Source organism: Vibrio sp. 10N.237.312.B06 (assembly GCF_041464685.1).
In the GTDB taxonomy this organism is placed as follows: domain Bacteria; phylum Pseudomonadota; class Gammaproteobacteria; order Enterobacterales; family Vibrionaceae; genus Vibrio; species Vibrio tasmaniensis_A.
Genome location: NZ_JBFSPI010000011.1, coordinates 48,287 through 71,783, shown reverse-complemented (window position 1 = coordinate 71,783; position 23,497 = coordinate 48,287). Strand labels below are relative to the sequence as shown.

The window sequence follows — 23,497 nt, the reverse complement described above, 5'->3', positions numbered from 1 at the left end:
ATGTTGATGTTTCATTATTTTTTCTCGGATGATTCAACTAAAGTTACTTCAGTTTCCTAATATTCCTCCTACGGAGCAGATCATGTTTAAAGCACTTGTACTAAACCAAGAAGACAAAAAAACTATCGCATCAGTTTCTCAAATTGATGAGTCTCAATTACCAGAAGGTAACGTGAAAGTTGATGTGAGCTACTCTTCTTTGAACTACAAAGATGGTTTGGCGATAACAGGTAAAGGGCGCATTGTTCGCAACTTCCCTATGGTTCCTGGTATCGACCTTTCTGGCGTGGTTTCACAATCTGATGACCCGCGCTACAAAGCAGGCGACGAAGTTGTTCTGACGGGTTGGGGTGTTGGTGAAGGCCACTGGGGCGGTATGGCTGAGAAAGCGAGCCTAAATGGTGACTGGTTAGTACCAATGCCTGCAGGTCTTGACGCCAAGAAAGTCATGGCGATTGGTACAGCTGGCTTCACCGCTATGCTTTGTGTGCAAGCTATCGTAGATGCAGGCATCAAACCAGAAGACGGTGAAATCCTAGTAACGGGTGCTAGTGGCGGCGTAGGCAGCGTGTCTATTACGCTACTAAACCAACTAGGCTACAAAGTAGCAGCGGTTACTGGCCGAGCTTCAGAAAATGGCGAGCTTCTAAAATCACTAGGTGCAACACGCATTGTAGAGCGTGCTGAATTAGAAGAACCAGCGAAACCACTTGAGAAACAACTGTGGGCTGGTGCTATCGATACAGTAGGTAGCAAGGTACTTGCTAAAGTATTGGCGCAAATTGATTACAACGGCGCGGTTGCAATGTGTGGCCTAGCCGGCGGCTTTGACTTACCAACTACGGTAATGCCATTCATTCTACGTAACGTTCGTCTACAAGGTGTGGATTCAGTAATGTGCCCTCGTGAAAAACGTATTAAAGCGTGGGAACAACTGGCTGAATTACTACCTGAGTCTTTCTACGGCCAAGCGACTAAAGAAGTGTCTTTAGATGGCGCAATTCAAGCTGCGGAAGACATCACTAACGGTCAAATCACTGGTCGCGTAGTTATTAAACTGTAATTGAAAATTAAACTTCCGTAACCCAGAATAACAAAGGGCTGATAGTAATCAGCCCTTTTGCGTTTTTGTCATTTGGATCGAGTAAACTAAAGCGAGATCTCAGTTAACCCAAACCTACATCCGCAATACGCTTCTGAATCAGCTCACCACATTCTTCTTTTACTACTCTTCTTAACCATTGTTGCGAGGCAGAAGAATCGCAACGCGAGTGCCAGATCAGTGAGTAATCAAACGGCATAAATTCAAATGGTAATGGCTTAACAACCAAGTCATAACGCTCCGCCACCAAATAAGCCAAATCAGCAGGCACAGTAATCACCAACGGCATTCTATCGACAATCGCCAATGCCGCTTCAAGGTGATAAGCACGCAACACCATTTTACGAGGCTGTTGATTGGCTAACGCGTTGTCTAATAAAGCCTTAACACCATCACTGATCGCAATCATCGCGTGCGGGAGTGATACATAGTCTTCAAGGCTTAAAGGCTTATCGGCTAATGGGTGATTCTTAGATAACAGACACGACACACCGACCGGCCCCAATACCTCTTGATGAAGTGGTGCAATGCTGCCACTCGGGCGACAAATCGCCATATCGACACGTTCGGTGCTGAGCTGTTTAAACAAATGCTCATGCTGCAATGGTGCAAACTCCAAAGAGATGTTCGGCGCTTGCTCATAAATCTTCGGCAGAGCATAAGGCAAGATAGTTTGCATCGCGTAGTCAGTGGTCGCAATTAAAAAACGCTCACTGCAATAGTAAGGATCGAAATCACTCGGACTAAGCAACTGACGGAATGATTCTAAAGGCTGATCAATGCGCTGGCTGATCTCGAGAGCTTTCTTAGTGGGAATAAGGTGCTGACCTTGGCGTGTAAACAGGGGATCATTGAGTAGTTCTCTTAAGCGGCCTAATACTCGGCTGGTTGCCGACTGGCTTAGGTTAAGACGAAGCGCAGCTTGACTAACACTGCCCTCTTCAATCAATACCTTTAAGGCGACCAGTAAATTCAGGTCTCTACGATAGATGTCTTCTAATTCCACGCCACTTACCTAGCTGTATACAATTATCATTGGTCACTAAGTTGTTTATAGCATGCTTTAGATAAAAAAAATCCCGCAATTACGCGGGGAAGCCCAAGAAAATCTGGGGATAGTGTCGGAATGTTGTCGTATTGGAATTTGCTTGCTGTATTCAGGTTAGTGCTCTTGCTCCTCGGCTATGCCTTGCCAACGGCGCATCTCTACCCAAATACCAATAATCGTTGCTACTATGCCAAAAATTGGCATTAGAGAGGTCTCTGTCGATGAGCGTAGTACTAACGCACAAAAAGAAATAAAACAGAGAACTGAATAAATTGTTAATCTATCTAATCCTGTCAACATCGCCACTCCTTAGCTAGTTGCCTTTGATTTGAGTTGTTATCAACTTGTTAATTAAGTTATAGGAAATGGTTCCATTTGCCAAGCACTTATTGCATATTTTTTCTGCAGACGTATTATTCACTCGTTAGATAGATATAGAGATACAAACCATGACATTCAAACCTGAACTGGCAACCCACACTTTAGAAGCTGAAGGCCTGCGTTGCCCAGAGCCAGTAATGATGGTCAGGAAGACAATTAGAAACATGCAGGATGGCGATGTGTTACTGGTAAAAGCTGACGATCCTTCGACAACTCGTGATATTCCGAGCTTTTGTCGATTCATGGATCACCAGTTGGTAGGCCAAGCGACAGAAACGTTGCCTTACCAGTATTTGATCAGAAAGGGATTGGAGGCGTAACGCCCCACCGACTATCAAGTATCAAAAAAGCCGCTCGTACCTTATGTTCTTAAACAGAACTCAGAGTACGAGCGGCTTTTTGTTTATTCGCTTCTAGACTTGTTTTGCAGATGCTCAAGCTGATGCTGAATTTCTCGGATATCTTTTCGCATAGGAATAATATGCGCAACCCGAATCCAAGCTTCTACCGCAAGCCCGGTCATGATCATCGAACCAGCCACCATTGGTAGCCACATGTCCGTCAACACCATGCCTAGTAGTGTAAGTGCAAGACCAAAGGTAAATAGATAACTTTGGCTTTGTGGAGTAATACCCATATAACGCGTCAACATAATCATGCCCTCGTGTTCTTAACTCACAAGATTAAAATATCATGACAAGTATGACAGTTATATGTCCATTCGCTCGATAAACCCCACAATACTGTAAGAGTATGACCTACAACACATTACTCTACTGATTGAGTATAATAAGACTCAATACTACCGCTTAATAGAACGCTGCTGCGATAGCCAAACCCACGAACAACAAGGCTGTGATCTTGCGAATCAGGTCAAGTGGCATCTTATCTGCCGATAGCTTACCAATGATCACCACAGGCACATTCGCCAGCAACATACCAATGGTAGTACCGAGAATGACCCACGTTAATGCATCCGAATATTGAGCCCCTAGAATCGATGTCGCAATCTGAGTCTTATCACCGATCTCAGCAATGAAGAAAGCGATAAAACTGGCGACAAACGGCCCTCGGTTCGAGATCTGTTCATCGTCATCTAATTTATCCGGAATCAGAATCCAGCCTGCCATCGCAATGAAACTGACCACCAGCACCCACTTAAGTACTTCAGGAGATAAATAATCAGCGACCACAACACCTAGCCACGCAGCAAGGGCATGGTTGGCAATGGTGGCAAAGAAAATAGCCGCAATAATAGGTAGCGGTTTTCGATATCGGCTGGCTAATAAAAGGGATAGCAACTGAGTCTTATCACCGATCTCGGCTAAGGCGACAGTTGTAATTGAAATTGCTAAAACGCTCACGACATGCTCATTTGGGATGAGGATTATTATATTTAACCAAAGACAAACCTCGCGCCCCATCCCGGTTCACGATGCTTGTCTAAGGTCTTGCTAAGCGCCACCAAGGTGGTGGTTGCCTCGAACGCCATGATGATTTTGCATCAATTATGTTGACGAACGAACTCATTCAATAGGATATGAATAAGTAAGCTACTCCCCAAAGACCGCGAGATTTTAATCACCCGCGCTTTCAAACACAAGTGTCAAAGTTATCAAAATATCTACTTGTACCGAAAAACAAACATTAAAGGCAAAAAAATCCACTAAACGACATTTTAGACCACTAATTAAACAAGATTACCCCTACTCGCTTTACCAATATCTCGGTATACTCAGAGGTTATTTTTATCATTCATTTAAAAGAATCGCGCGAACCTGACTATGCAAAAATACGATATCAAAACCTTCCAGGGAATGATCCTCGCGCTGCAGGATTACTGGGCACAAAACGGTTGTACCATTGTTCAACCACTAGATATGGAAGTAGGTGCTGGCACCTCTCACCCAATGACATGTCTACGTGCACTTGGCCCAGAGCCAATGTCTACGGCATACGTTCAACCTTCTCGTCGTCCGACTGATGGTCGTTACGGTGAAAACCCGAACCGCCTGCAGCACTACTATCAATTCCAAGTAGCTCTAAAACCTTCTCCAGATAACATCCAGGAGTTGTACTTAGGCTCGCTTGAAGTTCTTGGTGTCGACCCACTTGTTCACGATATTCGCTTCGTAGAAGACAACTGGGAAAACCCAACGTTAGGCGCATGGGGTCTTGGTTGGGAAGTATGGCTAAACGGTATGGAAGTGACTCAATTCACTTACTTCCAACAAGTTGGCGGTCTTGAGTGTAAGCCTGTAACGGGCGAGATCACTTACGGTATCGAGCGTCTAGCAATGTACATCCAAGAAGTAGACTCTGTTTACGACCTTGTATGGAACGTAGCACCAGACGGTTCTAACGTGACTTACGGTGATATCTTCCACCAAAATGAAGTTGAGCAATCAACATACAACTTCGAGCACGCAGACGTAGATTTCCTATTCACTTTCTTCGACCAGTGCGAAAAAGAGTGTAAAGAGCTACTTGAGCTTGAGAAGCCACTGCCGCTTCCAGCTTACGAGCGCATTCTAAAAGCAGGTCACGCATTCAACATTCTTGATGCGCGCAAAGCTATCTCTGTAACAGAGCGTCAACGTTACATCCTTCGTATCCGCAACCTGACTAAAGCTGTTGCAGAAGCGTACTACGCGTCACGTGAAGCGCTTGGCTTCCCAATGTGCCGATCTGTAGAAGAAAAGGAAGGTAAATAATCATGGCGAAGAATTTTCTAATTGAACTGGGTACGGAAGAGCTTCCACCAACAGCACTTCGTTCTCTAGCAGAAGCCTTTGCTTCTAACTTTGAAGCGGGTCTTAAAACGGCTGAGCTTTCTCACGAAGGCATCAAGTGGTACGCAGCACCTCGTCGTCTAGCACTTAAAGTGACGGCACTGGCTGAAGGCCAAGCAGACAAAGTCGTTGAGAAGCGCGGTCCTGCAATTTCTGTCGCATTCGATGCGGAAGGCAACGCGACTAAAGCTGCACAAGGTTGGGCTCGTGGTAACGGTATTACTGTTGAGCAAGCTGACCGCCTGAAAACAGACAAAGGCGAGTGGCTTCTTTTCAAACAAGAAGTGGCTGGCAAACCTGTTCAAGAATTGGTGATGGACATCGCTGCGAAAGCTCTCGCTGGCCTACCAATTCCTAAAGCAATGCGCTGGGGTAACTCAGACATTCAATTTATCCGTCCAGTGAAAACACTGACAGTACTACTAGGTGATGAGCTTGTTGAAGGCAAAATCCTAGGCGTAGCTTCTGCTCGTACTATCCGTGGCCACCGTTTCATGGGCGAACAAGAGTTCACAATCGACTCTGCTGACCAATACCCTGCGATCTTAGAAGAGCGCGGTAAAGTAATGGCAGATTACGATGCGCGTAAAGCGATCATTCTTGCTGATGCTAAAAAAGCAGCAGACGCGGTTGGCGGTATTGCAGACCTAGAAGATGACCTTGTTGAAGAAGTTACCTCTTTGGTTGAATGGCCAGTGGTACTTACTGCTAAGTTTGAGCAGGAGTTCCTAAAAGTACCTTCTGAAGCTTTGGTTTACACCATGAAAGGCGACCAGAAGTACTTCCCAGTGTATGACGCTGATAAGAACCTTCTGCCAAACTTCATCTTCGTTTCGAACATCGAGTCTAAAGAGCCTCGTCACGTAATCGAAGGTAACGAGAAGGTTGTACGTCCACGTCTTGCTGATGCTGAGTTCTTCTTCAACACAGACCGTAAGCGCCCGCTGATCGACCGTCTTGCTGAACTAGACCAAGCTATCTTCCAGAAGCAACTGGGCACGATCAAAGACAAGACAGACCGCATCACAGAACTTGCTGGCTACATTGCTGAGCAAATCGATGCTGACGTTGAAAAGTCTAAGCGTGCAGGTCTACTGGCTAAGTGTGACCTAATGACATCTATGGTATTCGAGTTTACGGATACTCAAGGTGTGATGGGCATGCACTACGCGACTCACGATGGTGAAGACGAGCAAGTAGCACTAGCACTTTACGAGCAGTACATGCCTCGTTTCGCGGGTGACACACTGCCAAGCACTGGTATTTCATCAGCAGTAGCAATGGCAGACAAGCTAGACACTATCGTAGGTATCTTCGGTATTGGCCAAGCTCCAAAAGGTTCTGACCCATTCGCTCTACGTCGTGCATCACTAGGTGTGCTACGTATCATCGTTGAAAACGGCTACAACCTAGACCTAACCGATCTAATCGGTAAAGCGAAAGAGCTACTAGGCGACAAGCTAACTAACGACAATGTTGAAGCTGACGTTATCGACTTTATGCTAGGTCGTTTCCGCGCATGGTACCAAGATGCTGGTTTCAGCGTTGATATCATCCAAGCGGTACTAGCACGTCGTCCAACTAAGCCAGCAGACTTTGACCAACGTGTTAAAGCGGTTTCTCACTTCCGTGAACTGGAAGCAGCAGAAGCACTAGCAGCAGCGAACAAACGTGTAGGTAACATCCTTGCGAAATTCGATGGCGAACTACCAGCAGAAATCGACCTAACTCTTCTTCAAGAAGACGCAGAGAAAGCACTGGCTGAGAACGTTGAAGTAATGACGGAAGCACTAGAACCAGCATTCGCAACAGGCAACTACCAAGAAGCCCTAAGCAAGCTTGCTGATCTACGTGAACCGGTTGATGCATTCTTCGATAACGTAATGGTTATGGCTGATGACGAAGCGCTTAAGAAAAACCGTCTAACGCTACTGAACAACCTACGTAACCTGTTCCTACAGATTGCTGATATTTCTTTACTACAGAAGTAAAACCAATTTGGAATAAATATTAAGGGGGAAGCTTTGGCTTCTCCCTTTTTTTTATCCAAAGCTAGTGTAAGCTCTATCTGGTTGAATATTATTGTAGATAGGGATATTACATGCTGGTTGTTTTGGTTGAAGATAATGAAATATTGAATCACCACCTATCTTCTCAGCTCAGTGAGCAAGGACATACTGTCCATGCAGATAGAACAGCTTCTGCGTGTTTACAAACGATTCAAAAACAGTCCAATACAGATGTGATGATCATTGACCTTGGCCTCCCTGACTTTGATGGTATTATGCTGATCAAGCAAATACGTCGTAAAGAAATTGCAGTCCCAATATTAATCTTAACCGCACGTGGCAACTGGCAAGATAAAGTAGAAGGGCTTAACTCCGGGGCTGATGATTACCTTACCAAGCCCTTCCAATTTGAAGAGCTACACGCTCGCCTTGAGGCGCTTGTTCGTCGCAATCAAGGGTTTTCCGCTTCCCAAATCAAAGCGCAATCGCTCACCTTAGACACTCAAGCCAAACGTATCAGTTACGATGATGCCCTGATTGAACTTACAGCCTTAGAATTTCAAATATTCGAGTACTTAATTCGCCATTGCTTACAAATCGTATCTAAGCAACAAATCGCAGATTCCCTTTATGCGCAGGGTGAAAATGTTCAGCTAAACAATATTGAGGTTATCGTTTCACGCTTACGTAAAAAGTTAACGCAATACACTCAAGCTAAGCTGATCAGCACCATTCGCGGGCAAGGTTATCGCTTTGAACTAGAAGCTAAGTAGTATGAAAAGACTGTACAAAACCCAATTTAGGCGTCGAACGTTCGCCGTTGCTGCTTCCATTATGATTTCAATGGTACTCACTAGTGCCTGGTTCTACTACAACAGTCAAAAACACCAACTTTTTGAGTACTACTCGAAAAATACCCTTCGAGAATTGCCTGCTGTAATCAATGAACTGCTGTCTTCTGGGGAAATACCGCCATTGACGGAGTGGGATAGGTTCTATGCGAAAGAGTCTCCCAACACTAGCGTCACTCTATGTGATCACAACAATCAACAAGTATGGACATCAGTAAATATTGAAAGACGAGCTAAGCTGCTATCAGAGATAGGCGTCAGCCAATCTCAAGTTAGCGAGCTCTGTCGTGATCTAAATTTCCCCATAGATACTATTCGTTTGGTTGAAAGACCGAATGGCGCCGCTTTTATTGTCCACACAATTCTCTGGAAAGGTTTCCAGGAAAAGAAAGATGGCAGAGTTATCTTTACCCAAAGGGTCGAAGAGAAAATAGAACCCATACATCAGTTAAAATACACCGCGGTTGGAGTGTTAGTGGTTGCGCTTGCTTTGATCAGTGCTCTACTTTTGGTTTTTTATCGTATTAGTTTTGCGCCGTTTACTCGACTAGAGAATGAACTGAATGACATAAAGCAGGGTAAACAAAACCAATTAGCCCAGTCATACCCTGAAGATTTACATAGCGTCACCAGTGCATTGAACGAATTGCTATACCAACAAAAAGAAAATCAGGAGCGTTATAAGCGTTCTCTCAATGATCTCGCCCATAGTTTGAAGACTCGCGTGACAGTTTCTCAAGCATTACTTGATGAAGACTCATCCAAAACAAAGAATGACCAAATCAACCAACAACTGTTAGAAATGGATAGCTTAATTCAGGCACAACTCAAAAGGGCTTCGCTAGGCGTTAAAGGTATAACGACTTCATCGACACCGATAAAACCAATCCTCGACAGCCTAGTAGGCATGTTTACGAAAATCCATGCCGACAAAAAGATCCAATTCATCACTCAGTTTGACGACCAACAGACCGTGCCTCTTAATAAAGATGATCTTATGGAAGTGCTCGGTAACCTATTAGAAAATACTTATCGGTTCGCACAAACCTCTATCGAATTCAAAGCCACTCAAAGCGAACAGCAGATCCTGATTGAGATCTATAATGATGGGCCAGTAATAGATAACTCGATCAGCCAAACCTTATTTCAACGTGGCGTAAGAGCCGATCAGAAGACCCATGGTACAGGATTAGGTTTGGCGCTATGTGATGAGATACTCCATAGCTACAAAGGGACAATCTGGTTCGAGCAATCAGATAACCCATCCGTGGGTGTCGTTTTAAAAATACTGCTCCCAACAAGTTAAATTTGTAGGGCAGGGTTAAGAGTGAATATCAACCCTGCGATTGTTATGGCGACCGGATTCAGTCTCGTTACTCTGCACTGGGTTCGCCTCACCTTGTGAACTCACTGTCAGGTCTTCAATATTTACGCCTTGCTCTTTCAAATACCCAACAACAGCATTCGAGCGCTGCAAGCCTAAGCTTAAGTTGTAACTATCACTACCTTTTGAGTCGGTATTCCCCGTGACGATAAATTCGGGAGTTTGATGTTCAAGTTTAGCTATAAGGTTTAACAATAAATAACGAGATTTTTGATTCAGTTCATCGTCATCGAAATCAAAAGTCACGCGAGCCAACACCTCACGAGCCAACTTACCTTCTACAAATTTAGTTCGACTCAGTAAGTATTGTGCGCAATCAGCACTTTCTGATACTTGAGTTAACTTATCTTGAATCAGATTTTTAATCGCTTGATTAGCTGTGCTTGCGTTCACTTGCATGAACGGGCCTTGGTGATACATCACTTTCTTCCCCTGACCGATCGTTACCGTCTTCTCAAGTTCAGAGTCGCCCATATGGCAGTAATGATAAAGTAGTTCGTTGGTATCTGGTTTTAAAGGGGCTGCCAGTATAGAAAACGACAGAGTGAATAAAGACATAATAGATATAATAGATATAAGCGTTTTCATTTTTGCTCTCTTAATAATATTCAGTTAATAAAAAGGATGTCACATACCTCTATTGCGCCAAGTGACCCACTTCTTCCGTAATTAATCCCAAAATTTTATTGAGAATGTCTTCCTTGTTTTCAGCCTTATAAACATTATCTCGGCCAACGCAATTACGCAGACCCACGTTTTTATTAAGTTCATAATCGAAACCAATCACAGCCATGCGCGCGTTCATTCGTTCACCATCAGGTGTCATCATTCCTTGGCTTACCCCGCCAATTACCTCTATGTCATCATGCGTATTATCTGCCGAAACTTTGCCGCCGTTGACCATATTGAGAATGTTGCTACACATACCTTTCGACACAAGCTTATTGGTTTGCCCTGCGTAGTGATTCCAATCTTCCCCATCAGACAGAATAATGATCAGCTGCTTTTGGTTCTTCGACATTGAAGTCACAATTTGCCCTGCACGAATAATGCCTTGCAGTGAAGCAGTGCCTCCCCCAGCTTTGAATTTCTTGACCTTTTTAGTGAAGGATGAAAAATCGGAGGTAAAATAGAGGTCGTAGAACCGTGCATCATCATCGCCATTAGGCACACGCGAGGCTTCTCCTTTAACGATAAATTGTTGAGCTATCGTTTTGTTAAAATTCACCGTATCGTCTTTATCGTATTCACCTTCTCTTGAAACTACCCGCTGATCGCGAACTACTAAGTTATCATTCTTATCTTTATTGATGGTTCGGCGATTAAAACCGGTAAGTGCAACCCGATGAGGGTGCTCTGGATATAGATCGTTATACGCGCCGAGTTCATCAGCCACATCTTCAATAATGTCTTTCAGATCATTTAGCTTAGAATGCCGACCACCACTCCACGAGTCATTCATAGATTCTGAAAAATCGACGATAAAAGTAATGTCTATCGGCTGGCTTTGATAGCGTCGTGCTTTCGATGATCCCGTCACATTGAAGCTATCACCAAAGCCAGAAATCACATCGTTACCAGGAAACCAGGACTTGTGCAGTGTTTGACCCGCAACACGATATTCAAAGTAGCGTGCTTCGCCTCTTTCCGTAGCAGCAATACATTCAGGTATTTCATCACACCCTAGCTTCTTAACTTCAATATCTAGGATCGAGTCCATGTCATATAGATAATGCTGAATATAGCGCTCCGCCAATTGGTGGTCTTGCTCATCTTTTGCTGATACCGCTAGAACAGCCGCTTCTGAAGCTTCCTCTAATCGAGCTTTGGTTTGTAATGCGCGGGCACCATCAGAACCAAGCATAAACACTCCAAACAAAGCTGGGATCATAATGGCAAACAGCATAGCTGCATGGCCAGACTGCTTACGCATAGCGTGTTTCATAACCTTTCTCTTCGCTCTACCTGCCGATCACGACAGAATCAGACATCACGTGAGTAAACTCACGCCCCAAAATACCACCAATCCAATTATCCGATTCATAACAAACCGTCACTCGGTACAGGGGCATTTCTCGACCTCGGTTAGTCACTACCGTCATGGACTCTAATGAATCAATGGTTTGCTTTATTCTGCAGGCAACAACACCGCGTTTTTCACTGATCGCGGGGTTGGGTGTACCCACTTGTTTGAAGCTCAACTCTTCCACCAACAACCCATAGTGTTCCCGTTCAAAATGACCAAAGGTACGCAGTAAGGAATGCTGAGCAATGATATCGATATCATCGACTTCTTTAGTTGTAAGCTGATAATCAGTATCATAAAGTTGGGTTCTCTCTTTAAGTACATTGACCAGTGAATAAGAGAGTCGATCGAGTTTTCCTTTCAATGAAAGCTTGATGATCACGTCACCACTGAAAGCAATCAATAAGCTGAAAAATACAACGACCATGGCAAACTCAATACTAAAAACCCCCTGCTGCTTACTCTTCAAATTCCCATGCTTTAGGGTTCTAAATTTCAAATTTTGACCTTTCATATTCCTGCACAACAATCATCTCTCTGCTCATTAAATTCTGAGTCGTGAAGAAGTAGCTAAAGATAGGTGAAAAACGGTAGTTAATTCGATAAATGGCAAGCGCTGCGTTATCAGCATCACCACACTCTTTAAATTTTTGACTACCAGAAATACTGCATTGGTCTGTAATACTAGCTAACTCACTCAGGTTTTTAGAGTAGTGAATCGTGACTTGAAAATTGTCGCCATTAACAACCTGATTCCAGATACTGCCTTCTCGGTGCAAAACCTTATCTACCGTATCGAGATAATTTCCTGAGCCCTTTTTAGCTGTGCGAGCCACCTCTGAAACCGCCAAGTCGTTGATCGCCGAAATGTACGAGATATAGCTCATCTCAACCCACGCCATACACATCAACCAAAAAGCAAAAAAGCCCACCGCAAACTCTATGCTCGCGACACCCTTTTGCTTATATCGCATTACCCGCCTCCTCCGATAACGAAAGACCACTGACTGCCAGCGTTTGGCTCTCTAATGAATAAGGAGTGTGGTGGCGCAACGCCTGATAAATTTTTTGGATTTGGTGCTTGCTGTATCTTTCACTCAACACACTTTCGACAAACGGGTAGTGGCCCAACTTAGCCATACTCAACGTCAAGTTTGCCATCATCTGTTCGTTCATCTGACCGCGCTTATACAATGGTAATAAACGCTCCATAGCTGCTTGATAATGCTCTTGCGTAATATCGAGCACAGCCAAATTATTATTCACTGATACCGAGTCATAAAAATGCTCGCGCGCGCGTTCAAAATACCGACGAGATAGATCAAACTGATAGCTGTAACCATAAAACGTTCCCAGTAAATTCTCGGCTGCCGCATGTGTAGCATTTTCCACTAATACTTGTTTAGCACTACTGATCGCTGCTGGGTACTGACCTAATTCACCGTATGCTTTCGCTTGCATCAATAAACTGTTCACACTGGGTTGTGGTTTTTGAGTAACAGGGGCAATGTAAAACAGAGCCGACTCAGCATCGCCCATAGCTAAATATGTATTCGAGAGTTTTTCTCTCACTTCATCAGCGTCGTATTGCTGCAGCTGATTTTTATACAAACAGGTTAACTGAACGTAATTATGTGTTTTTTGATAGATAGCCTCTTTTGACTCATCTTTCTGCCAACTCGCTTGAGTTGAACTGCATGCCGCCAACATTAAAACTAACGTTAGCGCGATTATTTTCTTAAACATTAAGCATCATCCTCATTACCCCCGGAGCGGCAATTACGAATACAATTGGGATCAAGATAAACACGATCAGTGGAATCGACATCTTGGCAGCTAACTTCCCTATTTCTTCTTCCAGCTCTAGCATCTGCACTTCTCGAATATCGCCTGCCAACGTCGTTAACACGTTATAAATCGAGGATCCATGTTGAATGCTCTGCGTCAGCGTCATCACAAAACTACGAACTTCTGGTGATGGAACCTTGCGATACAACTCCTCTAAGGCATTTTCCATTCCGACCAAACGAGCCCGTTGGTTTGTCACCTCCAACAAGCTAGAAAGCTCTTTATCAAAGCTTTTCATTTCAATGGAGAGGTATTTCATTGATGCTTCGATTGTCATGCCGGTTTGGACGCAAATCGCCATTAGGTCAATCAGATACGGCATTTGACGAGAGATTCGACGTTGACGGTTTTTAGCCATCGAGCTCAAGACTAGGTCAGGCATCACAATAACCACCATAGCCCACCCCGCAGCTATCGCGATCCATGATTCAGACGAAACCTCAATAAACCAACACACGCCTGCAACAACCACTTGCCCGATAAACAACGCACTGTACTTCAGTGGCATAAACCATTGAGCCCACCGGATGTCACTCACGCCTGCATTAGCAAAGCGCACTGCAATATCACTTTCGGAGGTGACGAAAATAGTCGACATGGGCGTCAACCAACGATTCAGTTTTATTTCTGCCTCTTTTGACTGATCGGCCAATCGATGATGTTTCGCTAAGGCTGCTATACGGTGTTTTTTCTGAGTACACACGACTAACCAATAAAATATGAGCAACAAGCCAAATGCTACGCCGGCCCAGGCGAAAAATAGCCCAACGTTCGAGAAGTTTATTGAAGAAGCCATTACTTCACCTTTTTCATTAACGCCCAGATGATCAGCATGCCGATACTTTCACTGGTGATGAGGTAGTAAAGAATCGGTCTCCCTTCTGGGTGGTGCATTACGAACTCAAAATTTTCAGGACTAAGAAACTGCAAAATAAACAGAAAGAAGAATGGTGTTGCTCCTACAATTTTTGCGGAGATACGAGCCTCTGAAGTAAGAGCAAATTTTTTCCTTTCTACAGCTCTCGCTTCGAACATTTGTCGATTCAGACGTGACATCACCTCTTTTAATTGCCCCCCTCTTTGCATGTTAGCTCGTAAGGTAATGACAAAAAAATGAAACGACGGATACGGAAAGCGACGACAAGATTTACGAAACACATCATCAATCGGCTCTCCTAAATTGAGGCGCTCGCTCATCAGCTTAAACTCTTTACCTACCTCACCTTCAAGTTTCTTCCCTACATACCCAATGCCTCGCCCTATGCTTTCACCCGCACTAAGGGAACTTGCCAGCATGTTCAACGCATCAGGGAAGGTTTCTTCAAAGCGTTTTTTCTCTCGTTTCTGTAAATGGAGATAACCAAAAAACCAAGCGATAATGAGAGTCAAAGGCAAAATTTCAAACCAAGGTAAGCGCAGTGACATTTGATTAAGAGTGCCGATCGCAAGCAGTGCTACAACAGAAAAAATGACGACCTTACCTAATGCCATTTTTCCAAGTTGGCGCTGTAAGTTATCCCAACGTACACGAAGTTTCTGTTTGAAGTTACGATCAGAAAGACTGGCAAAATTAACCGCTTGTTGCGTAAAACTCAGATCGCTTTTCAGATTGCCTTTCGCTTGCTGTGATAAATACTCATCAACAGAAGGAGCTCTATTCGGCTTAAGCGCGACAATCATGAGTATTGCCCCACCCAAAATAATCAACCAATACATGTCTCACTCCTATTGATTGAGTGTCATAGACTCAATCACTTGAGTTAACTTCTGCTCAACACCAAAGAAACGGGCTTTTTCATAAAGCGCAGAACGAGCCATAACACCAGATGTCACATAACTACCTCGAATGCGACCATCAGGGCTGTGAGGTGAAGTTTGGAAAGAGAACAACTCTTCTAACACCACGTTACTTCCCTCAATACCGACCACTTCAGTGATATTCATGATCTTTCGAGAACCATCATGCAATCGGCTGACCTGAACGACTAAATCGACCGCGCTTACAATTGAGCGGCGGATCGCTTCTAAGGGCAAATTATTGGTCGCCATCATCACCATTGATTCGACACGAGCCAAAGCATCTCGTGGTGTATTGGCGTGCAGCGTAGACATTGAACCATCGTGCCCAGTATTCATGGCTTGCAGCATTTCAAACGCTTCACCACCACGGCATTCACCCACAATAATTCGGTCTGGGCGCATTCGCAGTGAATTAATCACTAAATCTCGAGCGGTAATAGCCCCCGTCCCTTCAATGCCCTCATGACGAGTTTCCATTCGAACAACATGTGACTGCTGAAGCCTTAACTCAGCGGTATCTTCAATAGTGACGGTTCGTTCACCCTCTGATATATGCTGTGATAAAGCATTAAGTAACGTTGTTTTTCCCGATCCCGTACCACCAGATACAAGAATATTGAGTCGGCAACGTGCAGCTAATTGAAGTAAACCTGCCATCTCGGAAGTAAGAGACCCAAATTCAACTAATTCTTCAAAACCAATACTTTGCTTTTGGAACTTACGAATCGAGATTGACGTCCCTTCCAATGTGATAGGAGGAATGACAATATTCACGCGGCTACCATCATCTAACCGGGCATCACAAGTAGGAGAAGACTCATCGACCCTGCGCCCAACCCGACTAGCGATGCGCTTAGCAATATCAAGCAACTGCTTCTCATCGATAAATAGAACAGGTGCTTTCTCGACTAAGCCATGACGCTCAATATAAACCTGTTGTGGGCCATTGATCATGATGTCGGTGATCGAGTCATCATCCATCAACACCTGCAAAGGCCCGAGGCCAACTAACTCATGTACCATGCTGGTGACATATTCTGATTTTGCCAGTGATGAAATAGATAACTGATCTCGACTCACTAGCATATCAACTGCGCTAGCTAACTGAGCTTCTAACTCTAGACGCGGTAAGCTTTCAATAACACTGGCATCAAGTGCATCAAATATCTGCTTACGCAGTTGTAAATAAATGCGCTGTGCATGTTCCATATCGTCCCCTTACCGTTTTAACCACTGGAAGAATGAAAATGCTGTTTTTTCCGCAACTTTCTCTCCCATCAATAAGGCAACTAACGTTTGCAGTCCGTATTTCATTTCAGAACGTGATTCACTAAGCAACTCACCTTGAAGTAGGTATTGATTAGCTTTGAAATCAAACACTAAATTCGCGTCTGCCTCTCGACCAAAATACTTAACTACATCCGCCTCACTAATTGACGCTGCGTTATGTGGCCGAGAGCGGTTCATTACCGTCAGTACGACAAGGTTGGGATAATGCACGTCGATTTCAGAACGAATTCGATTCAGCTCTCTTAATGACGATACTGTTGCATCAAATACCAAGACTAAAGCATCTAGTTTCCCCACCGCTTGTCTAAACTCTTCATTGGTTGTCGCAGTGTGAGAATAGTCTTCCACGACAAAAGCATGACTTGAAATCATCTGCTTCTTTAAAGACTGGGTGTATTGGAATAACTCATCACGGCCAAACTCATCTGATTCCACCGCAAGAAGTGACAAATTTTTTTCAATATTTTGTACCAAGCTTGTCGCGATATCATTATCCACTCCTGTAGTAAGGGTGCCTTTTTGAACACTGCGCTTAGTAAACTTCTTAAGCCCTAACATCACGTCAATATTGCTGCCAGTGTAGGTATAGTCGACTAGCAAAGTACTCGCATTTTGATGCTTGGCCAAACGGCGAGATATCTCACACGCGACTAGTGAAGTACCGACCCCACCTTTCACGCCCATGACTGCTATTTGCTTGGCTTTACGATTTGTACTCACGCCTTGTTGTGCTGCGTGGTTACGGGAAACGTTGTGATAAAAATCGATCGTTTCCGCTTCACCCGCTGGCCAAAACAAGTAATAGAAACCCAACTTTCTTAAGGCTCGAATGATGGATATGGTATCTTCACTGCCAATAATGATCACTGACACATGAGGAGGTAAGGTATGAGTCAATAACTGAGCATCAGCGACAATATCTTGGCTTTGATTTAATTCAACAAATACCACTTCAACATCTGGGTATTGCTCTAATCTAGTCACATTTGTGTCTTGGCTGGCGAACGAGCTAGGCTCAATCAACCCTTCAAATCTGAACGATTTTTGGATGAAGTCGCGGCATATCTCGGTTTGGAAAAGCATCGCACAACGATTCTGTTTCTCCGATTTTTTAGGTTCCGCACTGTTTAGTTTATTCACTAAATCAAACATCTGAAATTCTCTAACAGTTAGTAATTAGATTGCTTTGTGCGGGTTGACCATTGACTGCCAACGGCTCGTGTCCACATTGCACCCTAAGCTTCCATTCCCATACTCGCCGACCCGTTCCTGGCGGCAAATTTCTAGTTTGGTCTTATATGTTGTGACTGAAATACTTAAGTCAAAGCGACTCTCTAGTGGTAACGGATCTGATGTGTTTGAGTTATGCTCATTTGAGCTATAACCTATTTGACTGTATTCAATCTGACTCGACATCACACCAGCTTGGATTAACTGGCTCACAACCTCTTTATAAAGCGCCTGATTCCCGCTCCCTTTGGTGCGTATTTTCCATTGCGCCTCCTTTACATTTTTAGGGTAACCCAAGATAAACTCACTCACTTTTCTGGTCACCAACTGGGGTTGGTCAGAGCGAAGTTTAAGCTGATAAGTCACAGGAAAAACTTCAACTTCCGTTCCGCGAGGCTCCGATATACGGTCAACACACCCTGTAATAATGACGGCGGTAAACAAAGTAACCATCAATGATTTCATTGGCTAAACCCTCCAGCAGACAAAACTTCATCAGCCCACTTTTGTTGTGATTGTTCATAGCCACTACCTAGTCCAAAAAAGCGCTTGAGCGTGCTAGTCTTTTTCATCGTCGGTAATTGGATCTGCTCCGCTTTGACTGGTTGAACTAAATTAACGGTCGCTACAATGACTAACTCAGTTTTACTACGTTCGGTTCCTGTATGGCGAAACAAAGCACCGATAATAGGTATATCACCAATGTAGGGAATTCGAGTCAGTGACTCTTTCTCTTCACTGTTAAGCAACCCACCAAGAACGAAGCTTTGTCCATCCCCCAGTTCCACGGTTGTCTGGGCGCGTCGTGTTCTTAATGCTGGTAAATCAAAGTTGTCACTGCTGTAACTACCATCTAGGGAGCTAACCTCTGGTGTCAGTGCTAGCTTAATTTTGTCATCTCGAAGCACCTTAGCCAGTAATTCCAGTCGCACACCGAATTCCTTATATTCAACGTTGGTTGCACCATCTATAACCGTCACAACGGGCAATTCTCCACCCACTAAGAAACTCGCTTTCTCACCTGAAATCACCGACAAATTAGGTTCAGCTAGAACTTGACCAACGCTATCGGTACCTAAAGCTGAAATAACAGAGACAATATCGCTAGCACTAAAATGAGTAAGTTGATCCACAAAGATGCCGGGCGTACCATTGCTGCCCATCTTGATGCCGAAGTCTTGCATAAAAGAGTGCGATACCTCTGCAATGGTCAACTTAACGTTCACCTGCTTAGTCGCTGATATTTCGATATTATTCACGACGCCTGCGTAATTAAGTTGAGTCATAAAACCCACATCAATGTCGTCACTCTCTTCATCACTCATTTGAAAAGAGGTTGAGTTCGCTGTTTTCCCCAAAAGCTCACCCACCAACTGGTGAATGTTATCCTTTTCCTGTTCATTAGCGACGACACCACTCAGAACAACGTTCTCACCGATGCCTGCTACAAACACTTCCGCATCGGGAAATAACACATCAATTTGTTGCTCTATTTCGCGATAACTTTTATTCACCAACAATAAGCGGTTAAATAATTCACGCCCTTTCGCATCAAATGCGATAAACGAGGCAGATCCGATATTCTTCCCAAACACCACGACCTTATTACTATCAATCACTTGGTAATCTGCAATATTCTTCCCTGAGATAAAAACAGAAGCGATTTCCCCTCGAATCGAAAAGGTTTTAGCTTCTCCCTGAGCTAAATTAGTCGAGCCTTGAGCCAAAACCTCGAATGGAAGCAGCAGAACCAATACTAAAGTCAACATTGTTGTTTTCATGGTTAACGCCCTACTCAAAACGGTATTCACGAATTCCACCAGTGCCGCCACTGCTTGGAATGATGTCTGAAGAATCAGCTTCTAGATCATCAGAAAATTCCTTACCCAATGACTTGTGCACGGCCACTTCTGCAATCCGCTGTGCCACCGTGAGTTGTGCCAGTTGTTGATTCGTCACTTGTAAGATCAATGTCACCTGAGTCTCTTTTTCCAACGTTAACGTGCTCACTGCTTTTTCTGACGTCACCATGTCCAAAACCGGTATTTGGGCCAGTAATGGCACCATAGTGAGATGTTGAATATCTGACACCGTATCCTCACTTGATAAGTTCTGATCCGGCGTTGAAAGAACAGATATATCGACTAAATCTCCGACTGCGATGGTGCCACCTAGTACATCTCTTCCCGGTACCGTAACGTTATAAGGCACAAATCCAGGGCGGATCACCGCCTGTAAGTACTGACTGTCTCCGGGAGATGTCAACATATTCAAGTCCACCAGCTCATATGCGGCAATGTCATGCACTGCGAATTGAGGAGCATTCCAATCTAACTCAATGTTTCGATCGATTCCCAATAGCGCTGCACGAGCTTCAGGCAAGTACTCTATAACGAAGTCGCTACGCTTCAGCTGCTGACCTTTCACTGCCGGGTGAGTTAATTTCCATACCTTAAAAGTCACTTCTATAATTGGTTCTTCAGGCTGAACGGGGAAAGTATCCATCGGTACATTCACCACACCATAGAGGCCTATAGATATAGCGAGAAACGCTAAGCCAAGAATGATTTTGGAGTTCATGATTCACCTATAACGATGCAGCTATACCTAGTAGGCTTCCTAGACAAATAGGTACCCCATAAGGAACGCCTCTATTTATCCACTCAGAATTACCAGTTGTTTTTCCTAATACCCACTGAGTAATCGCTAGGGTTCCACCTGCAAATAAAATCACATTAACCGCCAACAACATCATATTGGGCGATACCATTAAACTGAATGCAGCCAATAATTTACTGTCTCCAGCAGCTATAACATTGAAATAAAATAAAACTGCGCCGACGGCTAACACTATGAAAAAATTATAAAACTGCTCAAACTTTTCGGTTTGACAGATATAAAAAACACCCATGAGAGCAACAGCTACCACCACTCCATTAGGTATTATTCGGTATCGGATATCTTGATAACTGACGATTGCAGCCATGGTGGCTAAGGGAATTAACCACCACAGTTTATGAGGCATTAATTAACCTACACTTGGCGACGAATTAGCGGCTTCAATATTATTAGTGATGGTTGTGATAGCACCTTCTAAAGCTTCACGAAGAGAGTCGTTAAATACAGCCAATACGATTGCTGACATACACACACCTAGGATTGCGTATTCAATCGCTGTAACACCACGTTGATCATTATTAAAAGATTGAATAAATAGCTGAGTTCTAACAAATAAATTAGTTAACATTCGTTTCTCCAAAAGATAGATAGGTTGTTTTTTCTTCGGAGGAAATAATATTCAGTGCGCTATTTTTGAGCAATCCAAGAGTGACCTTCCTCACATTGCTCTGACATTTGCCGTCGTTCTATTCAGTTTGAGTTCAGTTTAAAGTGAAAAAAGTGATTAAACGGGAGCGGTGAGAAGAGAAGTTTTTTCCGTGTGAGGGCAATTCGTGCTTTGCGCCGCAAAAACATTGCGGTATGTTCAAAGATTACCCACTGTAACCCGCCACGCTCGGGTTCATAAGATTGATCATAATCTACGAATAATAATCACAATGAATTAGGTATACGAAGCAATGCAATTCTCAAAGTTTGGTGAAAAGTTTAATCGATACTCTGGAATCACTCGTTTAATGGATGATTTGAATGATGGCCTGCGCACTCCTGGCGCAATCATGCTCGGTGGTGGTAACCCAGCCGCGATCCCAGCCATGCTCGATTACTTTAACCAAGCCAGTGCCGACATGCTCGCCAGTGGAGAACTCATCGCCGCCCTCGCCAACTACGATGGTCCGCAGGGCAAAGACAGCTTCATCAAATCGTTAGCGGCAATGCTGAAAGAGACCTATGGTTGGGACATCAGCGAGAAGAACATCAGCCTGACTAATGGCAGTCAGAGTGGCTTCTTTTACCTATTCAACCTATTAGCGGGTCAACAGCCAGACGGTTCTCACAAGAAAATCTTGTTGCCGATCGCACCGGAATACATCGGCTACGGCGATGCGGGCATTGATGACGATATTTTTATCTCTTACCACCCAGAGATCGAACTGCTTGAAAACAGGCAGTTCAAATACCACGTTGATTTTGAACAGCTAAAGGTTGATGACTCGGTTGCCGCTATCTGTGCTTCTCGCCCAACCAACCCAACCGGTAACGTACTGACCGACGAAGAAGTGCGTAAACTGGATAAACTGGCGCGCGAAAACAACATCCCACTACTGATCGATAATGCTTACGGCCTGCCGTTTCCAAACATCATCTTTGAAGATGTGGAACCGTTCTGGAATGAAAATACGATTCTGTGCATGAGCTTATCTAAGCTTGGTTTACCGGGTGTACGTTGCGGTATCGTGATTGCGAGCGTAGAAGTAACACAAGCTCTGACTAACATGAATGGCATTATCAGCTTAGCGCCGAGCAGTGTTGGGCCGGCAATTGCCAATCATATGATTGAAAAAGGCGATTTATTGCGTTTGAGCAGTGAAGTAATCAAACCTTTCTATAAAGAGAAATCTCTACATGCGGTTGAGCTTTTACAAGAAGCGATCGATGACCCTCGCTTCCGTATCCACAAGCCTGAAGGCGCTATTTTCTTATGGCTATGGTTTGATGAGCTGCCGATTACCACCATGGAGCTGTACGACCGCCTGAAAGCTCGTGGCGTATTGATTGTTCCGGGTGAATACTTCTTTATCGGCCAAGAAGACGAGTGGGATCATACCCATCAATGTCTACGTATGAACTACGTGCAAGATGATGAGACGATGCAGAAAGGCATTAATATTATTGCAGAAGAAGTGAAAAAAGCTTACTCAGAGCTGTAATAAAAGCTTTTAGCTTACTGTAGACCAAATACAAAAAAGAGCACCGACCTTCTTCAAGGTACTGGTGCTCTTTCACTTCTACTTCCCGAGATTTATTAGCTTAAATGAGCTAATAACGCTTAACCTTCTAGAAGACTATTACCATTAATAGCAATCTTACGCGGTTGCATCGCTTCTGGGATTTCGCGTTCTAGGTCGATGTGAAGAAGACCATTTTCCATGCTTGCACCTACCACTTTTACGTAGTCAGCCAGTTGGAATTTTCGCTCGAAATCGCGCTCTGCAATACCTTGGTATACGAAAGTTTTCTCGGCTTCTGCTTTACGCTCACCTTTAACAATTAGCATGTTCTCTTTTTGAGTAAGGTCTAATTGATCATCAGCAAAACCAGCAACGGCCATAGTAATACGGTAGTTGTTCTCGTCTTTTTGCTCGATGTTGTAAGGAGGGTAACCGCCAGAAGTATTTTTCGACGTGTTCGATTCCATCATATTGAATAGACGATCGAAGCCGATTGCGTTGCGGTAAAGTGGAGTGAAATCTACAGTTCTCATAATGCTATCCTTTTAGTAAGCAATAGTCTTAGCCGTGAATTTTACTGAGATCGAACCTGTGAGTGATCCAGTAAACAGCTAAGGGATTCAGTTCGCATTCCTCGGGTTTCACCTCTATTGGTGACAACTCTGGGACATGACAATGAATCAATTTTTAAATTGCGTGCTGCCAAAGTTATCCTCTATTGAGCGATACTTCGTCAGCGGTAATGAAGGTTCTGTTTCTTCTCTTGTAGAGCAAGACAGTCATCCTCTTCACAACTAGATATGTGGATTGAGCAAATCAGTTTCAAGCGTTTGTTTTCAATTATTTTTCCAATCCAATATTTTTCAATCACTTAAAAACAAAAAAG

The 23,497-nt window shown here is 43.9% G+C and carries 26 protein-coding genes and 1 riboswitch; of the genes, 7 read left to right on the top strand and 19 right to left on the bottom strand.

Going from position 1 to position 23,497, the window contains the following annotated elements:
• Positions 1-82 precede the first annotated feature (82 nt).
• Positions 83-1,063: an MDR family oxidoreductase gene (locus AB6C75_RS05040; protein WP_017103120.1), complete on the top strand. Its 981-nt coding sequence runs from the start codon at positions 83-85 to the stop codon at positions 1,061-1,063.
• 103 nt (positions 1,064-1,166) lie between these two features.
• Here the strand turns inward: AB6C75_RS05040 and AB6C75_RS05035 are convergent, their stop codons facing one another.
• A complete protein-coding gene (locus AB6C75_RS05035; RefSeq protein WP_012602956.1) occupies positions 1,167-2,108 on the bottom strand; it encodes a LysR family transcriptional regulator in 942 nt (313 codons plus the stop codon).
• A 156-nt stretch (positions 2,109-2,264) separates the two neighbouring features.
• Positions 2,265-2,450: a hypothetical protein gene (locus AB6C75_RS05030; RefSeq protein WP_004736674.1), complete on the bottom strand. Its 186-nt coding sequence runs from the start codon at positions 2,448-2,450 to the stop codon at positions 2,265-2,267.
• 149 nt (positions 2,451-2,599) lie between these two features.
• On the opposite strand from AB6C75_RS05030, the gene tusA reads away from it, so the two are divergent.
• Entirely contained in the window at positions 2,600-2,851 is a 252-nt protein-coding gene (gene tusA, locus AB6C75_RS05025; protein WP_004736675.1) for a sulfurtransferase TusA, read from the top strand.
• A gap of 83 nt (positions 2,852-2,934) precedes the next feature.
• Here the strand turns inward: tusA and AB6C75_RS05020 are convergent, their stop codons facing one another.
• A complete protein-coding gene (locus AB6C75_RS05020) occupies positions 2,935-3,189 on the bottom strand; it encodes a hypothetical protein (protein WP_009848161.1) in 255 nt (84 codons plus the stop codon).
• Positions 3,190-3,340: 151 nt separating this feature from the next.
• Entirely contained in the window at positions 3,341-3,895 is a 555-nt protein-coding gene (locus tag AB6C75_RS05015) for a TMEM165/GDT1 family protein (protein ID WP_009848160.1), read from the bottom strand.
• A gap of 34 nt (positions 3,896-3,929) precedes the next feature.
• Positions 3,930-4,105, bottom strand: a riboswitch (yybP-ykoY riboswitch).
• Between the two features lie 210 nt (positions 4,106-4,315).
• On the opposite strand from AB6C75_RS05015, the gene glyQ reads away from it, so the two are divergent.
• From glyQ to AB6C75_RS04995, 4 genes are all read left to right on the top strand, one after another.
• On the top strand, positions 4,316-5,245 hold the full coding sequence (gene glyQ, locus AB6C75_RS05010) for a glycine--tRNA ligase subunit alpha (protein WP_004736678.1): 930 nt from the start codon (positions 4,316-4,318) through the stop codon (positions 5,243-5,245).
• 2 nt (positions 5,246-5,247) lie between these two features.
• Positions 5,248-7,314: a glycine--tRNA ligase subunit beta gene (gene glyS / locus AB6C75_RS05005; RefSeq protein ID WP_017111755.1), complete on the top strand. Its 2,067-nt coding sequence runs from the start codon at positions 5,248-5,250 to the stop codon at positions 7,312-7,314.
• 110 nt (positions 7,315-7,424) lie between these two features.
• A complete protein-coding gene (locus tag AB6C75_RS05000; RefSeq protein ID WP_372107128.1) occupies positions 7,425-8,105 on the top strand; it encodes a response regulator in 681 nt (226 codons plus the stop codon).
• A 1-nt stretch (position 8,106) separates the two neighbouring features.
• A complete protein-coding gene (locus tag AB6C75_RS04995) occupies positions 8,107-9,489 on the top strand; it encodes an ATP-binding protein (protein ID WP_372107126.1) in 1,383 nt (460 codons plus the stop codon).
• 15 nt (positions 9,490-9,504) lie between these two features.
• Here the strand turns inward: AB6C75_RS04995 and AB6C75_RS04990 are convergent, their stop codons facing one another.
• From AB6C75_RS04990 to AB6C75_RS04925, 14 genes are read right to left on the bottom strand one after another with little or no spacing between them, the layout of a single operon-like run.
• Positions 9,505-10,155, bottom strand: coding sequence for an OmpA family protein (locus AB6C75_RS04990; protein ID WP_372107124.1), 651 nt, complete (start codon positions 10,153-10,155; stop codon positions 9,505-9,507).
• Positions 10,156-10,204: 49 nt separating this feature from the next.
• A complete protein-coding gene (locus AB6C75_RS04985) occupies positions 10,205-11,512 on the bottom strand; it encodes a hypothetical protein (RefSeq protein ID WP_372107123.1) in 1,308 nt (435 codons plus the stop codon).
• 16 nt (positions 11,513-11,528) lie between these two features.
• On the bottom strand, positions 11,529-12,107 hold the full coding sequence (gene tadF / locus AB6C75_RS04980; RefSeq protein WP_372107121.1) for a tight adherence pilus pseudopilin TadF: 579 nt from the start codon (positions 12,105-12,107) through the stop codon (positions 11,529-11,531).
• On the bottom strand, positions 12,082-12,567 hold the full coding sequence (locus AB6C75_RS04975) for a TadE/TadG family type IV pilus assembly protein (RefSeq protein ID WP_009848152.1): 486 nt from the start codon (positions 12,565-12,567) through the stop codon (positions 12,082-12,084). Before AB6C75_RS04975 ends, tadF begins: the two co-directional genes overlap by 26 nt.
• A complete protein-coding gene (locus AB6C75_RS04970) occupies positions 12,557-13,339 on the bottom strand; it encodes a tetratricopeptide repeat protein (RefSeq protein WP_372107118.1) in 783 nt (260 codons plus the stop codon). The genes AB6C75_RS04975 and AB6C75_RS04970 overlap by 11 nt, the downstream gene beginning before the upstream one ends.
• Positions 13,332-14,237 carry a type II secretion system F family protein gene (locus AB6C75_RS04965; RefSeq protein ID WP_017099664.1) on the bottom strand — a complete coding sequence of 302 codons (906 nt, stop codon included), beginning with the start codon at positions 14,235-14,237 and terminating at the stop codon, positions 13,332-13,334. The genes AB6C75_RS04970 and AB6C75_RS04965 overlap by 8 nt, the downstream gene beginning before the upstream one ends.
• Positions 14,237-15,157 (bottom strand): type II secretion system F family protein, encoded by a 921-nt coding sequence (locus AB6C75_RS04960; protein ID WP_371728283.1) that lies wholly within the window; start codon positions 15,155-15,157, stop codon positions 14,237-14,239. The genes AB6C75_RS04965 and AB6C75_RS04960 overlap by 1 nt, the downstream gene beginning before the upstream one ends.
• A gap of 9 nt (positions 15,158-15,166) precedes the next feature.
• Positions 15,167-16,450, bottom strand: a complete 1,284-nt coding sequence (locus AB6C75_RS04955) for a CpaF family protein (protein ID WP_372107116.1) — start codon at positions 16,448-16,450, stop codon at positions 15,167-15,169.
• Positions 16,451-16,459: 9 nt separating this feature from the next.
• Positions 16,460-17,683, bottom strand: coding sequence for a P-loop NTPase (locus tag AB6C75_RS04950; protein ID WP_372049845.1), 1,224 nt, complete (start codon positions 17,681-17,683; stop codon positions 16,460-16,462).
• Positions 17,684-17,707: 24 nt separating this feature from the next.
• Positions 17,708-18,226, bottom strand: coding sequence for a hypothetical protein (locus AB6C75_RS04945; RefSeq protein ID WP_372107114.1), 519 nt, complete (start codon positions 18,224-18,226; stop codon positions 17,708-17,710).
• Positions 18,223-19,542, bottom strand: a complete 1,320-nt coding sequence (locus tag AB6C75_RS04940; protein ID WP_009848145.1) for a type II and III secretion system protein family protein — start codon at positions 19,540-19,542, stop codon at positions 18,223-18,225. Before AB6C75_RS04940 ends, AB6C75_RS04945 begins: the two co-directional genes overlap by 4 nt.
• A 10-nt stretch (positions 19,543-19,552) precedes the next feature.
• Complete coding sequence (locus AB6C75_RS04935; protein WP_017103126.1) at positions 19,553-20,341, bottom strand: RcpC/CpaB family pilus assembly protein; 789 nt, start codon at positions 20,339-20,341, stop codon at positions 19,553-19,555.
• A 7-nt stretch (positions 20,342-20,348) separates the two neighbouring features.
• A complete protein-coding gene (locus AB6C75_RS04930; RefSeq protein ID WP_372107112.1) occupies positions 20,349-20,786 on the bottom strand; it encodes a prepilin peptidase in 438 nt (145 codons plus the stop codon).
• A 3-nt stretch (positions 20,787-20,789) separates the two neighbouring features.
• The gene (locus AB6C75_RS04925; protein ID WP_009848142.1) at positions 20,790-21,008 is read right to left on the bottom strand and encodes a Flp family type IVb pilin; all 219 of its coding nucleotides are present in this window, start codon (positions 21,006-21,008) and stop codon (positions 20,790-20,792) included.
• A 331-nt stretch (positions 21,009-21,339) separates the two neighbouring features.
• On the opposite strand from AB6C75_RS04925, the gene AB6C75_RS04920 reads away from it, so the two are divergent.
• A complete protein-coding gene (locus AB6C75_RS04920) occupies positions 21,340-22,590 on the top strand; it encodes a valine--pyruvate transaminase (protein ID WP_372107110.1) in 1,251 nt (416 codons plus the stop codon).
• A gap of 119 nt (positions 22,591-22,709) precedes the next feature.
• On the opposite strand, the gene AB6C75_RS04915 is transcribed toward AB6C75_RS04920, so the two are convergent.
• Positions 22,710-23,144, bottom strand: coding sequence for an Hsp20 family protein (locus tag AB6C75_RS04915; protein ID WP_017107513.1), 435 nt, complete (start codon positions 23,142-23,144; stop codon positions 22,710-22,712).
• Positions 23,145-23,497 lie beyond the last annotated feature (353 nt).

Excerpts from the sequence above, each read along its gene's own strand:
- AB6C75_RS05040 (WP_017103120.1), top strand. The coding sequence starts at position 83 with ATGTTTAAAGCACTTGTACTAAACCAAGAAGACAAAAAAACTATCGCA.
- AB6C75_RS05030 (WP_004736674.1), bottom strand. The coding sequence starts at position 2,450 with ATGTTGACAGGATTAGATAGATTAACAATTTATTCAGTTCTCTGTTTT.
- tusA (WP_004736675.1), top strand. The coding sequence starts at position 2,600 with ATGACATTCAAACCTGAACTGGCAACCCACACTTTAGAAGCTGAAGGC.
- AB6C75_RS05020 (WP_009848161.1), bottom strand. The coding sequence starts at position 3,189 with ATGATTATGTTGACGCGTTATATGGGTATTACTCCACAAAGCCAAAGT.
- glyQ (WP_004736678.1), top strand. The coding sequence starts at position 4,316 with ATGCAAAAATACGATATCAAAACCTTCCAGGGAATGATCCTCGCGCTG.
- glyS (WP_017111755.1), top strand. The coding sequence starts at position 5,248 with ATGGCGAAGAATTTTCTAATTGAACTGGGTACGGAAGAGCTTCCACCA.
- AB6C75_RS05000 (WP_372107128.1), top strand. The coding sequence starts at position 7,425 with ATGCTGGTTGTTTTGGTTGAAGATAATGAAATATTGAATCACCACCTA.
- AB6C75_RS04995 (WP_372107126.1), top strand. The coding sequence starts at position 8,107 with ATGAAAAGACTGTACAAAACCCAATTTAGGCGTCGAACGTTCGCCGTT.
- AB6C75_RS04990 (WP_372107124.1), bottom strand. The coding sequence starts at position 10,155 with ATGAAAACGCTTATATCTATTATATCTATTATGTCTTTATTCACTCTG.
- AB6C75_RS04985 (WP_372107123.1), bottom strand. The coding sequence starts at position 11,512 with ATGAAACACGCTATGCGTAAGCAGTCTGGCCATGCAGCTATGCTGTTT.
- tadF (WP_372107121.1), bottom strand. The coding sequence starts at position 12,107 with ATGAAAGGTCAAAATTTGAAATTTAGAACCCTAAAGCATGGGAATTTG.
- AB6C75_RS04975 (WP_009848152.1), bottom strand. The coding sequence starts at position 12,567 with ATGCGATATAAGCAAAAGGGTGTCGCGAGCATAGAGTTTGCGGTGGGC.
- AB6C75_RS04970 (WP_372107118.1), bottom strand. The coding sequence starts at position 13,339 with ATGTTTAAGAAAATAATCGCGCTAACGTTAGTTTTAATGTTGGCGGCA.
- AB6C75_RS04965 (WP_017099664.1), bottom strand. The coding sequence starts at position 14,237 with ATGGCTTCTTCAATAAACTTCTCGAACGTTGGGCTATTTTTCGCCTGG.
- AB6C75_RS04960 (WP_371728283.1), bottom strand. The coding sequence starts at position 15,157 with ATGTATTGGTTGATTATTTTGGGTGGGGCAATACTCATGATTGTCGCG.
- AB6C75_RS04955 (WP_372107116.1), bottom strand. The coding sequence starts at position 16,450 with ATGGAACATGCACAGCGCATTTATTTACAACTGCGTAAGCAGATATTT.
- AB6C75_RS04950 (WP_372049845.1), bottom strand. The coding sequence starts at position 17,683 with ATGTTTGATTTAGTGAATAAACTAAACAGTGCGGAACCTAAAAAATCG.
- AB6C75_RS04945 (WP_372107114.1), bottom strand. The coding sequence starts at position 18,226 with ATGAAATCATTGATGGTTACTTTGTTTACCGCCGTCATTATTACAGGG.
- AB6C75_RS04940 (WP_009848145.1), bottom strand. The coding sequence starts at position 19,542 with ATGAAAACAACAATGTTGACTTTAGTATTGGTTCTGCTGCTTCCATTC.
- AB6C75_RS04935 (WP_017103126.1), bottom strand. The coding sequence starts at position 20,341 with ATGAACTCCAAAATCATTCTTGGCTTAGCGTTTCTCGCTATATCTATA.
- AB6C75_RS04930 (WP_372107112.1), bottom strand. The coding sequence starts at position 20,786 with ATGCCTCATAAACTGTGGTGGTTAATTCCCTTAGCCACCATGGCTGCA.
- AB6C75_RS04925 (WP_009848142.1), bottom strand. The coding sequence starts at position 21,008 with ATGTTAACTAATTTATTTGTTAGAACTCAGCTATTTATTCAATCTTTT.
- AB6C75_RS04920 (WP_372107110.1), top strand. The coding sequence starts at position 21,340 with ATGCAATTCTCAAAGTTTGGTGAAAAGTTTAATCGATACTCTGGAATC.
- AB6C75_RS04915 (WP_017107513.1), bottom strand. The coding sequence starts at position 23,144 with ATGAGAACTGTAGATTTCACTCCACTTTACCGCAACGCAATCGGCTTC.